Origin of the sequence: Clostridioides sp. ES-S-0006-03, from assembly GCF_020662275.1 — a bacterium.
Taxonomy (GTDB): domain Bacteria; phylum Bacillota; class Clostridia; order Peptostreptococcales; family Peptostreptococcaceae; genus Clostridioides.
This window is the reverse complement of sequence record NZ_JADGMM010000015.1, coordinates 1-13,621: the sequence shown is the minus strand read 5'-3', so window position 1 is coordinate 13,621 and position 13,621 is coordinate 1. Positions and strand designations below refer to the sequence as shown.

At 26.5% G+C, this 13,621-nt stretch carries 11 protein-coding genes; all 11 read left to right on the top strand.

What is annotated here, in order from left to right; all coding sequences use genetic code 11:
- Window positions 1–2 precede the first annotated feature (2 nt).
- The 11 genes from potA to IR151_RS16605 all read left to right on the top strand — a co-directional run bounded on the left by potA (window position 3) and on the right by IR151_RS16605 (window position 13,356).
- The gene (potA, locus tag IR151_RS16655) at window positions 3–1,046 is read left to right on the top strand and encodes a spermidine/putrescine ABC transporter ATP-binding protein (protein WP_227436625.1); all 1,044 of its coding nucleotides are present in this window, start codon (window positions 3–5) and stop codon (window positions 1,044–1,046) included.
- A gap of 1 nt (window position 1,047) precedes the next feature.
- Window positions 1,048–1,884: an ABC transporter permease gene (locus IR151_RS16650; protein WP_227436623.1), complete on the top strand. Its 837-nt coding sequence runs from the start codon at window positions 1,048–1,050 to the stop codon at window positions 1,882–1,884.
- Between the two features lie 104 nt (window positions 1,885–1,988).
- Entirely contained in the window at window positions 1,989–2,663 is a 675-nt protein-coding gene (locus tag IR151_RS16645; protein ID WP_227436781.1) for an ABC transporter permease, read from the top strand.
- Window positions 2,663–3,715 (top strand): spermidine/putrescine ABC transporter substrate-binding protein, encoded by a 1,053-nt coding sequence (locus IR151_RS16640; protein ID WP_227436621.1) that lies wholly within the window; start codon window positions 2,663–2,665, stop codon window positions 3,713–3,715. The genes IR151_RS16645 and IR151_RS16640 overlap by 1 nt, the downstream gene beginning before the upstream one ends.
- 342 nt (window positions 3,716–4,057) lie before the next feature.
- Window positions 4,058–4,906, top strand: coding sequence for a diguanylate cyclase domain-containing protein (locus tag IR151_RS16635; RefSeq protein ID WP_227436619.1), 849 nt, complete (start codon window positions 4,058–4,060; stop codon window positions 4,904–4,906).
- Complete coding sequence (locus IR151_RS16630; protein WP_227436617.1) at window positions 4,896–6,560, top strand: polysaccharide deacetylase family protein; 1,665 nt, start codon at window positions 4,896–4,898, stop codon at window positions 6,558–6,560. The genes IR151_RS16635 and IR151_RS16630 overlap by 11 nt, the downstream gene beginning before the upstream one ends.
- Before the next feature lie 49 nt (window positions 6,561–6,609).
- Window positions 6,610–7,866 carry a glycosyltransferase gene (locus tag IR151_RS16625; RefSeq protein WP_227436615.1) on the top strand — a complete coding sequence of 419 codons (1,257 nt, stop codon included), beginning with the start codon at window positions 6,610–6,612 and terminating at the stop codon, window positions 7,864–7,866.
- A 22-nt stretch (window positions 7,867–7,888) separates the two neighbouring features.
- Window positions 7,889–9,970 carry a cellulose biosynthesis cyclic di-GMP-binding regulatory protein BcsB gene (locus IR151_RS16620; RefSeq protein WP_227436613.1) on the top strand — a complete coding sequence of 694 codons (2,082 nt, stop codon included), beginning with the start codon at window positions 7,889–7,891 and terminating at the stop codon, window positions 9,968–9,970.
- A 37-nt stretch (window positions 9,971–10,007) separates the two neighbouring features.
- Window positions 10,008–11,093 carry a glycoside hydrolase family 113 gene (locus IR151_RS16615; protein WP_227436611.1) on the top strand — a complete coding sequence of 362 codons (1,086 nt, stop codon included), beginning with the start codon at window positions 10,008–10,010 and terminating at the stop codon, window positions 11,091–11,093.
- Between the two features lie 57 nt (window positions 11,094–11,150).
- A complete protein-coding gene (gene wecB, locus IR151_RS16610) occupies window positions 11,151–12,260 on the top strand; it encodes a non-hydrolyzing UDP-N-acetylglucosamine 2-epimerase (RefSeq protein ID WP_227436609.1) in 1,110 nt (369 codons plus the stop codon).
- Window positions 12,261–12,381: 121 nt separating this feature from the next.
- Window positions 12,382–13,356 (top strand): glucosaminidase domain-containing protein, encoded by a 975-nt coding sequence (locus tag IR151_RS16605; RefSeq protein WP_227436607.1) that lies wholly within the window; start codon window positions 12,382–12,384, stop codon window positions 13,354–13,356.
- Window positions 13,357–13,621: the final 265 nt, after the last annotated feature.

The window sequence follows — 13,621 nt, the reverse complement described above, 5'->3', positions numbered from 1 at the left end:
AAGTGGTAGAAAATATAATAGAATTAAGAGATATATCTAAGCATTATGAGGAACTTACTGTTTTAGATAATTTCAATTTAGATATAAAGAAAAATGAGTTTTTAACTTTACTTGGACCAAGTGGATGTGGAAAAACTACTACATTAAAAATAATAGCAGGTTTTGAGTATGCTGATGATGGTAAAGTTTTATTTGAAAGTAAAGAGATAAATAATTTGCCACCATATGAAAGACAAGTAAATACAGTGTTTCAAAAATATGCTTTATTTCCACATATGGATGTATATGAAAATGTAGCTTTTGGACTAAAAATTAAAAAGACTCCAAAAGATGTAATAGATGCTAAAGTGAAAGAGGTTTTAAAACTTGTTGCACTAGAAGGCTTTGAAAGACGACAAGTTGACTCATTAAGTGGAGGACAACAACAGAGGATTGCAATAGCAAGAGCTTTAGTTAATGAACCAAAAGTATTGTTACTAGACGAGCCACTTGGAGCATTAGATTTAAAATTAAGACAAGAAATGCAAATAGAATTAAAAAGAATTCAAAAAAAATTAGGAATAACATTTGTGTTTGTAACTCATGATCAAGAAGAGGCTCTTACTATGTCAGATACTATTGTTGTAATGTATAAAGGTAAAATACAACAAATGGGAACACCTCAAGATATATACAATGAACCTAAAAATTCATTTGTAGCAAAGTTTATAGGTGAAAGTAATATATTTGATGGAATTATGATGGAAGATTATAAAGTAAATTTCTGTAATAGAGAGTTTGAGTGCGTAGATAAAGGATTTGAAAAAAATGAAAATATAGAAGTAGTAATAAGACCAGAAGATATAAAAATGGTAAAGCCAGAAGAAGGAATGTTAAAGGGGAAAGTTACATCTACAGTATTTAAAGGAGTGCACTATGAAATAGAATTAAATGAAAATGGAAGATTGTGGATACTTCATAATACTAAAAATGCTGAAGTTGGAGTAGAACTAGGCATGGACATATATCCAGAAGACATCCATATAATGAGAAAAGAGAGTAACTAATATGAAGAAGAAATCTTTTTTAGCATATCCATATGTAGTTTGGAGTGCGATATTTGTAATAATTCCTTTAATACTAGTAGTATTTTTCAGTTTTACAAAAGACTCAAGTACAGGTTATGCATTTACACTTGAGAATTATAAAGAAGTAATAGACCCTATATATATTAAAGTATTTGCTCGTTCTATTCTTTTAGCAGGAGTAGCTACATTGATATGTCTTGTAGTTGGTTATCCAGTGGCATATATAATTTCAAAAGCTCATGTAAGTAGAAGAGGTTCATTAATACTGTTGTTTATTCTTCCTATGTGGATGAATTTTCTTTTAAGAACATATGCATGGGTAGCTATATTAGGAAAAAATGGACTTTTAAATACATTTTTAGGATGGTTTGGAATACAGCCATTAGCAATTTTGTATACTAATGTTGCTATACTTTTAGGTATGGTATATAACTTTTTACCATTTATGGTTCTTCCAATATATACAGCACTTTCAAAGATGGATAATGATTTAATAAATGCTGCTCATGATTTAGGTGCAAATAACATGACAGTATTTAGAAAAATTATATTTCCTTTGAGTTTGCCTGGAGTAATGTCTGGAATAACTATGGTATTTATGCCAGCAGTTACTACTTTTGCAATATCAAGACTGCTAGGTGGAGGTAAAATAATGTTAGTTGGAGATTTAATTGAACAACAATTCACAGTTGTTGGAGATTGGAACTTTGGCTCAGCTATATCGATATTTATGATGATAGTAATATTAATATCCATGTCGATAATGTCAAAATTTGGAGATGAATCTGACAAAGAAGGTGGTGGGTTACTATTTTAAAATTAAAGAAAATAACTTCTAATATATATTTAGCATTAGTATTCTTATTTTTGTATGCACCCATATTTGCATTGGTACTATTTTCTTTTAATGATTCAAAATCAATGGCAAGATGGAATGGATTTACGTGGAAATGGTATGGTCAATTACTTCAAAATGAAAGTATAATGAGTGCTTTATATTACACTGTTGTTATAGCTATATTAGCATCTGTAATATCAACAATAGTAGGAACTATAAGTGCTATAGGGATACATAAGATGAGAGGGAAGAGTAAAAAATTAATACTGAATGTAAACTACCTTCCTATTTTAAATACAGAAATAGTTACAGCAGTAGCCCTTATGAGTCTATTTGTATTTGTAAAAATGGAATTTGGTTTTACAACAATGTTATTAGCACATATAATGTTTTGTTTGCCATATGTTATACTTTCAGTTTTACCAAAAATGAAGCAATTACCTGATAATATAGAAGATGCAGCTATGGACTTAGGAGCAACACCTATGTATGCTCTTAGAAAAGTAATTTTACCACAAATAAAACCAGGTATAGTTTCTGGATTTTTGATTGCATTTACTATGTCAATAGATGACTTTATAATAAGTTTCTTTAATGCTGGAAATGGTGTAAGTAATCTTTCTATAGAAATCTATGGAATGGCTCGAAGAGGTATAAAGCCTGAAATAAATGCATTATCAACGATAATGTTTGCGGTGGTTTTAGGATTACTTCTATTGGCTAATAAAAAAGAATCTATAGTAAGGGGGACTAAATAATGATTAAGTTTAAGAAAATAATATCCCTTATAACTGTAGGTATGATTACAGCAACTTTATTTACAGGATGTAATAAATCAACAGATTCTACAAAGGTTCTAAATGTATATAATGTTGGTGATTATATAGATGAATCTCTTATAGATAAGTTTGAAAAAGAAACAGGAATAGAAGTTCAGTATTCAACTTATGATACTAATGAAATGATGTATCAAAAGGTTAAGAGTGGTAGCACTCATTATGATTTAGTTTTTCCATCAGATTATATGGTGGAAAAAATGAAAAATGAAGGTCTTTTGGAAAAAATAGATTTTAAAAATATACCTAATATGAAGTATTTAGATAAGAGTTTTTTAAATCCTGTATATGATGACACTAATGAATATAGTGTTGCATATATGTGGGGTACTCTTGGAATCTTATATAATAAAAAAGAAGTTAAAGAGCCTATAGATAGTTGGAATATACTTTGGAATCCAAAATATAAAGGAAACATGATGATGTTTGACTCTGTTAGAGATACTATAGGGATAACCCTTAAAAAATTAGGATATAGTATGAATAGTGTAAATCCAAAAGAAATAAATGAAGCAAAAAATCTTTTAATAAAGCAAAAGGATTTGGTCTTAGCATATGTAAACGACGAAGGAAAAGATAGATTATTAGGTGGAGAAGTTGCAATGGGGATGTTGTATTCTGGAGATGCAGTTACATTGATGGATCAAAATCCTGACCTTGATTATGCTATACCTAAAGAAGGTACAAACAAGTGGGTGGATGCTATGTGTGTACCTACAACAGCACAAAATAAAAAAGAAGCTGAGTTATTTATAAACTTCTTGCTAGACCCAGAAAATGCAAAAGTAAATGCTGAGTATATTGGATATTCAACACCTAATACAGGAGCACTAAAGTTATTGGACCCAGAAATAACTAGCAATCCTGTTGCATATCCATCTAAGGATGTACTTGCTAAATGTGAAACTTTTGAAGATATTGGTGAAAACATCAAGTTATACGATAAGGCTTGGATAGAGTTAAAATCAAAATAGAGTATTATTTATTTAATAATATTTACTTAATAAAACTGTTCTTATTTAGAAATTATTTTCTAATTATTGAACAGTTTTATTTTTTTGCTTATACATAAATATGTGTATGTTATAGATATATATAATTTATTTACTATAAATACATACATGATAATTATTTTAAAGATAAGCAAATAGATAGCATTAATCTTAAATATTTGTTTGTTTTTTTATTATTTATTTATATATATATAATTTAATTTATTTTTATTAAGTTAAAAAATTATTTACATATTGATTTTAATAATAATTAGAAAAAATGGGCAACTTAATAAAATAATTGGAGGTGTAAATTTATAAAAAATGAATGGGACAAATAAAAAGATAGATTTATTAATGTTAAGTTTGTTTGTTTTTATATTTTTAATTGTTGGGATAGTAATACTATCTATTAGAACAGAAAATAAACTGAATGTATTTATAATGTTATCAGTTATTTTTTTTATAATAATGTTAACTTATTTATCAAACTCAGTAGTTGGTTTAATAACAAGTTCAATAACTATATTTATATATACATCCTATATTTTATATAACAATATTACTCACAATATAGATGTTGAGTTTATATCATATATATGGATAATAGCAATACCAATATCTTCAATTATAATGGGGAACATAAATAAAAACATAAATGAATTACAACTTACAAATATAAAATTAACTGAACAATATAAGGAACTAGTAACTATAGATAATGAAACTGGGCTTAGAAACTTAAAAATTTTTTATAATGATGTAGATATGGAAATAAGTAAGTCAGTCAGATATACTACTACTTTTTCTCTTATGATAGTAAAATTACCATATTATGAAAACCTACAGACTATATTTGGTGAAAGTAAAACTAACAAAATAGTAAAATATATTAGTTCAAATATTGTGGAATGTACAAGAAATGAAGATATAATATACAGTTTACAAAAAGATATGATAGGAATACTGATGCCAAACACAGCATTAGAAGGCTCAAAAGTTGTTAGAGATAGAATAAAGAAGAGGATAAAAGAGTTAAACTTAGATTTAAATAATAAAGGAAGATATGTAAATATAGATGTGAAAATTGCAATTTTAGAGTATAAAGATACTTTTGGAGACAGTATAAATTTTAAGAATATGGTTGAAGAGGAATTGCAGTATGATGTTTAAAACTTACAATAAAAATTTATCTAAAGTGTTAATTGTGTTTTTAATAGTATTGATAATGTCAAATTTTAATATATGCTCATATGCGGTAGAGACTTATTCTAATACAAATAAGGTATTGGTTATTTATGATTCTAAGAAAGAAACATCTTACAATCGAGATATCTTGAAAATTGTGAGGACTCTATTAGGTAGATTTAGCTCAAATATAGAGTTATTAAAATTAAGCAACTATGATAATGAGATAAATGAAACTTATTATAGTCATATATTTATTATAGGAATAAATGAAAATTCATATAGTAATGATGAAAAAACTAACACCTTAATTAATTCATTAGATTCCTATAAAGGAGTCATCTGCTGGTTAGGGCATGGTATAGAAAATCTGTTGGAATATAAGAAATATAACTTAGAATATGTAAAAAAAACAAATAATATAAACAGTGTAACCTATAAAGGTAAAGAGTATAACTTGGAGGAACACTATTTATTTAATATTGTAAAATCAACAGATAAAAACAATAAAATTATAGGAACTATTAGTGATACAGTAAATGAATATCCGTATATTGTAAATGATAAAAATCTTTTCTATGTGTCAAAGTTGGATTTAGATGGTGTTTTATTTTATATATTTTGTGATTCACTAAATGATGTGTTTAATGTTAAAACTTTCAATAAAGGTCGTATATTCGTAAGAATAGAAGATGTACATGCATTTAGAGAACCAAAAGAATTAATAAAAATAGCTGATTATTTAAGCAATAAGAATATACCATTTACAATTGCTTTGATACCAGCTTATGTAAATCCTAAAAATCATAAGATAACGACTTTATCAGAAAGCCCTGAGATTGTTAAAGCAGTAAAATATATGCAAGATAAGGGTGGTACAGTTATATTACATGGATACACACATAAATATAAAAATGAAGAAGTTTCTGGAGAAGGATATGAATTTTGGGATGGGGAAAAAGATGAGCCATTAAAAGAAAATATGACAATTTTTGTGAAAGATAGGGTTTTAAAAGGGCTTAGAATATGTATAGAAAATGGAATTTATCCTCTTGCATTTGAAGCTCCTCATTATGCAATAGAATCTGAAGGATATAAAGAATTAAAAAAATATTTTTCTACTTATGTAGGGCAACATCAAAATAATGATAAAAAATTTAGCACAAATACGTATCCATATGTAATTAGAGATACAGAAGAATTTAACATATTCATTCCTGAAAATTTGGGATATATAGACCCAGAAGATAAACTTACTTTTCAAAACATAAAAGAAAATTTAGATACATTATCTATTGTCAGAGGTTTTAGTGGTGGTTTTTTCTTTCATTCGTATTTAGATATAAAATATTTGAAAGATACAATAGAGTACCTAGAAAAACAAAATATAGAGTTTTTGGATTTAAGAGATTTTGATAATTGGGTAAAGGTTGATGAGATACAAATAAGAAATAATGGTAATGAAATTAAAGTCAACTATGATAGAAATTTAGAAAAAAATAAAGAAGATGAAACTAGGTTTAAATCTATATCTAAAATCAGCAAAATTTTAATATCAATAGTATCTATAAGTGTTTTAGTTTTTGTAATTATATTTATATATTTTAAAAAAATAGATAAAAAGAAATTTTTAAAATAAAAAAGTTTATATGAAGTGCTAATATTTAAAAAGATTTTAGGTGAATTTTATGAGAGGATTAAATGTATCAGAGTATCTATTTATATTTAGTTTATTTAGTATATGGTCTTTACTACTTATAAATATAGTTTTAGCTATGGGGGGATATCTATTTTATTTTAAGAACTTTGATAAAAAAATAAAAAAAATTGATAGATATCCAGTGGTATCAATACTTGTTCCTGCTCATAATGAAGCAAAGGTGATAGGTAGGACTGTGGAATCTTTATTACTACTTAATTATCCTAAAGATAAAATGGAACTTATTGTGATAAATGACAACTCTTCTGATAATAGTAGAGAAATTTTAGAAAGCATAAAGAGTAAATACAAAAACTATAATTTTACTATTATAAATACAGATAGCATGACTGGAGGTAAGGGAAAATCAAATGCATTAAATATTGGATATAAAATTTCAAAAGGAGAGTTTATAGCAGTATATGATGCAGATAACACCCCAGATAGAGATGCACTTAGGTATTTAATACAAACAATAGTTCTAGATGATGAATTAGGTGCTGTTATTGGAAAGTTTAGAACTAGAAATAAAAGTAAAAATCTATTGACGAAATTTATAAATATTGAAACCTTAAGCTTTCAATGGATGTCTCAAGCTGGTAGATGGCAATTATTTAATTTATGTACAATACCAGGAACTAACTTTATATTGAGAAAAAGTATTATAGAAGAAATTGGGGGATGGGATAGCAAAGCAATTGCAGAAGATACAGAAATTAGCTTTAGAATATATAAGTTAGGATATAAAATAAAGCTTGTGCCACAGTCGATAACATGGGAACAGGAACCAGAAACTATTAAAGTTTGGATAAAGCAAAGGACCAGATGGGCAAAAGGGAATATATACGTTTTAATGAAATATATAAAAAATATATTTAAACAAGGTAAAAATAAAATTGTATTTGATATAGCCTACTTTTTTTCTGTATATTTTCTATTTTTAACATCTGTTATTATCTCAGATATTTTATTTGTTTTAAGTGTATTTAAATTAATAGAGATTTCTATTCCAATCAACTTTATTATAATATGGATACTATCATACATTTTATTTATCATAGAAGTGAGTATAAGCTTAACTATAGAAAAAGGTGAGGCTACAATTGAGAATATATTTATAGTAGCACTTATGTATTTTACATATTCTCAACTATGGCTATTTGTTGCTATAAAAGGAATGGTAGAGTATTTAAAAGATATAATTTTTAAAAGAGAAGTTAAATGGTATAAAACGGAAAGATTTTAATTCATGTACAGGAGGTATTAACATGAAAAAATTTGTTGTATTAATTGTATCTTTAGTATTGTTTTTTTCAAATATCGCATTTGTAGATGAAGTAAAAGCTGATGAAACCAAAGTCAAAAATTATAAGTTTGAAAGAGATGTAACTATTGATGGAGTTATAGGTAGCAATAGTACTTTTTTTGAAGTAAACAAAAATTGGGATGTTGAGGAAGTGTTATTTAATCTTAATTTTAGTAAGAGTCAAATATTAAATGGAGATGTTTCAAGTTTAACTATCTTAATAAATAATGTACCAATAAAATCGATTAAACTAAATGCCAAAAAAGATTATAAAGATACATTAAAAGTATCAATACCTAAAGATTATATAATACAAGGATATAATGAAATAAAAGTAAAAGCATATAAAACAATATCTGACAAAATATGTCAGGATGATTCTAACACTGGAAACTGGATGGTTATTCATAAGGAATCTTATACATCAATTAGATATAAGCAGAAAAAATTGGGCAATTCAATAAATGAGTATCCATATCCATATATAGAAATTGAAGAAAATTTTAAGCTAGATACAACTTTAGTAGTTCCAGATAATATGAGTAGAGGTGAATCTACAGCTGTGTTTAATTTAGCATCAGAATTTGGAAAAATAACACAGAACGATAAGTTACAGTTTGACGTTAAATTATATTCAGAAATGAAGAACTGGTCAGATGATAACATTATATACATTGGTAAACCCGAAAATACAGCAGAAGAAATTTTGAATATTCTAAGTGCAAAGGAACAAACTTTATTATCTTCAAATTGTATAATTAAACAGATAAATTCTCCATATAACAATAATAAGAAGATGCTGGTGGTAATAGGTAGTAATGAAGAAGATTTAATAAAAGCATCTAAAGTATTGATAGATAATAGACTTTCTAATCAAATTCTATCATCATCAATACTTGTAAATAAAGATACTAATATAAAGATTGATGGTGAACAAGAATTAAATTTAGGACATATGACCTTAGAAGAACTAGGATATGCAGATATTTTATTGGAAGGTGCATTTAGTCAACAAGCTTTATTTGATGTTAGAATACCAAAAGGTAGAAAGTTAAATAATGGTTCAAAGATTGTTTTAAATTTAAGATATTCTGATAATTTGGATTTTGACAAGTCATTAGTTACAGTATATATAAATGATGTTGTTGTAGGAAGTAAAAAATTAGATAGAGCATATTCAGACAATGACAAGCTAGAATTAAAAATACCTAAAGATATAGATAATAAAAACTACTATCAAGTTAAGTTGGTGTTTAATTTAAATATAAAAAATTTAAATTGTGTTACAAGAGAAAGTAATAATCCTTGGGCATACGTATCAAATAGTTCTTATTTGGAATTATCGACAAAAGAAAATCAGTCACTGAATTTTGAAAGTTATCCATATCCATTTGTTAAAAATGATAGGTTTAATGATTTAACTGTAATAATGCCAGATTATTCTGGGTCTCAAGCAATGACATGGATGTCCAGACTAGGTGTTAATTTAGGTGCAAATATTAGTTCACATGAAGGAAACATAAATGTAATTAGAGGAAAAGAGTTTATCAATAAATATAAAGATGCGAATATTATAGTTTTTGGAGTACCACTTAACAACTCTGTTATAAAGATGATAAATAGCAACTTAAATGTAAAGTTCAATAAAAACTATTCTAACTTTTTATCAAATGATAAGATAAGCTTTATTGACGATTATGGTAAAAACATTTCATCAATACAATTGATAAAATCACCTTACAATAATCAAAGAAATATTATGGTAATCAGCTCAATAGATGAAAAAAATTTATATTTAGGAATGGATTATTTATTAAATAAAAGTCAAGGCAATGATTTAAAAGGAGATACACTAACAATTGATGAATATGGAGAAGTAAAAGATTTAAATTACAATACAAAAATAAATAAAGAAATAAAAGATTCAAGTAGAGAATTGAATATAAGTAAAACAGCTAAAGTTTTTTTTGTTGTTTCTTTTATTGTTATAACTGTAGCTATAATTCTATCAATATTATTTATCAAGAAATATAAAAGAAGATAATACAGTAAACTTATTATTTTAAAATGAGGTATATGATTTGAATAAAAATATAAACAAATTTAAATTTAAGAAAAATATTTTAATCTTAGGAATTATTTTAACTTTTGTATTTATAATTTATTTTGTAAATATTGAATTAAAAAATAGAAGTTTAGTAGATAGCCAGTATGAGGGCAAGATTAAATCAGCCAATTTATCTATAGATTATGAAATAAATCAAGTTATGAAGGATATAGATAAGCTAGGATTGAATACAATAAATGTACCTATAGTTATAACTGTAGATGATATTAATTCTGATATCATGTCAATAGATACTAATAGCAAAAAAAAGGCAATCAAACTAATAAAAAAATTAAACAAGCAGGGTATTTCCACAATATTGGAAGCATATCCATGGATAAAAAATGGAGAGTTGTATGAGACAGATTGGAATCCTATGAATAAAAAAAGATTTTTTTATAACTGGCAAAATACTGTATTAAATGAACTTATAGAAGATGTAGCAAATCCATTGGATGTAAAGGTTTTAAATGTAGGCTCTAATTTTGTATACCTAGAAGAATATCAACAAAATTGGGGTGAAATAATAGATTTTGTACAATCAAAATTTGATGGTCTTGTAACATATAGAACTAATTGGTGGTATACAAGAAAAGGTGATTTAAATAGTAAATTATCTTATGAACAAAAACTAAATAATAATTTTTTTGATAAGTTAGACTTTATATCCATAGCAGCGTATTTTGAGTTAAGTGATAAATCTGTCAATACAGTTGATGAATTGGTTTCTGCTTTACATTCATCTACTGTGAATAATAGAGGACAAAATATAAAAGAAGAACTATATAATCTTTATAAGGTTCATCGTAAACCGATATTTTTTGGAGAATTAGGCTTTTCAAATAGAGAAAATGCAAGTTCTCAACCATGGAATCATGTTCCTTCAGAAATTATAAATGATGAAGAACAAGCGAGATGCTTTGAAGCATATAGGAGAGTTTTTGAAAAAGAGGATTGGATAAATGGTTTTTCTGTGTTTTGTGTAGGTAAAATTGATGAAGAAAAAAACTTTTATCCATCAAAAGAGAGTATAAAGATTATTAAATCTTGGTATAAATAAATTTGTTATATAAATAGACAATTATAGTATATAAATAGTTGATTAGGAGAGATATAAATGGATGACATCAAGGTTATGACTGTATTTGGAACTAGACCTGAAGCTATCAAAGTAGCTCCTTTAATTAAGGAACTTGAAAAAAGAGAGCATATAAAAAGTATTGTGTGTGTGACAGCACAACATAGAGAAATGCTTGACCAGGTTATAGAAACTTTCAATATAAATGTAGACTATGATTTAGACATAATGAAAAAAGGGCAAAGTTTAAATGATATAACATGTAAAGTTTTAAATGAACTTCCCATGATTATAGATAAAGAAAAGCCAGACGTAATCTTAGTACATGGAGATACAACGACAACTCTAGCTACTAGTTTAACTGCATTTTATAGTAAAGTTCTAGTAGGTCATATAGAAGCAGGACTTAGAACTTATGATAAATATTCTCCATTTCCAGAAGAACTAAATAGACAACTTACAGGAATTATTGCTGATATACACTTTGCTCCTACTAATTTGGCAAAACAAAACCTAATTTCAGAAGGAAAGTCTGAAGACAATATATTTGTAACAGGCAATACTGCAATTGATGCATTAAAGATGACAATAAGAGAAAATTATACTCACCCTATAATGGATAAGCTTGGTGATGACAGAATGATTTTATTGACTTCTCATAGGAGGGAAAACTTAGGAGAACCTATGAGAAATATATTTAGAGCTGTAAAGCGAATAGTAGATGAATTTGAAGATGTACAGGTAGTATATCCTATACATTTAAATCCTGAAATACGTAGTATAGCCAGTGAAGTATTTGGGAAAAACACTAAAAAAATTCACATTATAGAGCCTTTGGAGGTAGTTGATTTTCACAATTTTTTAAACAAATCATATATGATAATGACTGATAGTGGTGGAATACAAGAAGAGGCTCCATCGCTAGGGAAACCAGTACTTGTGTTAAGAAAAAAGACAGAAAGAATAGAAGGTATTGAAGCAAAAACACTTAAATTAATAGGTACAAATGAAGAAAATATATATAATTCTGTAAAACAATTATTAACAAATAGAAATAATTATATTCAAATGAGTAAAGCTTCAAATCCATATGGGGATGGAAATGCAAGCAAGTATATAGTGGATATAATAGTAAAAAAATTTAATTGAAGATACTTAAATTAGCTTTTGTTAGCTTAATTTAAATTTTATATAAGACAGAATTAAAATATAACGACTTAATATAAAAATTATGATAAGATAAGGAATACAATTAGCAAGGGGGAATAATATGGCTAGAAAATGTATAAAAAATTTAGGCAAAAATAAAGCTGTAAGAAGGTTAAAGCTTGTATTTAAGAAGGTATTTATTACTGTGTTTATAATAGCAAGTATAATAGCTGTTTTTAATATAACAAAATATTTTGAAGACTTATATAAGGTAAGAGATATAAAAACTACTAAAATTGAATACTATATGGATGTAGCTGATGAAGCAGGGGGCGGAAAAGTTCAATTAAGCTGGAAGGAGTTACTTGCTATAGATATGGTAATTTATGATGAAGATTTAAGTAATATAAAAAAGAAAGATACATTAAATGTTGGTGAAAAATTTATAGTAGAAGACAAAAATGATAAAGGAGAAAAAGTATACAAGGTAAAAAAGTTTAAGAAAGTATTGAATGAATTGAAATTTGACGCTTCTCAAAAAAGTAGAGCAAAAAAATACATGAAGGATTTAGAATACACATATCTTGGAAATAAGGAACTAAAAGATAGTGATGAAAAAATTAAGTTTATAAAGAAATTAGAAGACTCAGCTATAAGAGAGTATATCGATTATGGTATATTACCATCTATAACAATTGGACAAGCAATATTAGAATCTGGGTGGGGCAATTCTAAACTTACAAAGCAAAGTAATAATTTATTTGGTATAAAGGCAGATAAAGCGTGGAAGGGAAAAAGTGTAGCAATTTCAACTTCTGAACATTATAATGAAAAAATTGTAGCAAGTTTTAGGTCATATGGTTCATTAGAGGACTCTGTAAAAGACCATGGTTTATTTTTAGTAAATAATAAAAGGTATAGAAAAAATGGATTGTTTGAAGCAAAAGACTATATTAGTCAGGCACAAGCATTAGAAGATGCTGGATATAGTACAGCTGAAGATAAAAGTGGGAATCGTATATATGCAGAACTACTAATAGAGGTTATTAGAAGCTATAACTTACAATTAATAGATAATAAAGTGGAAACAAAATAAGGATTAATTCTACATGAAAGTGTAACAAGATAAATTTGTTTTATACAAAAGAATAGAAAAAATGTAAAAAAACATAAAAAAATGTATTGACTTGTTATTTGAAAGGTGATATTATTATTACTGTACTCGAAAGAGAACAAAATGAACTTTGAAAATTAAACAGTAGGTTAATTTATAAAACAAGAAACAAACCATAAAGCCAGATATTTAGATAACAATAGTATCTGAGCCTGATAAACTTTTATTTGAGAGTTTGATCCTGGCT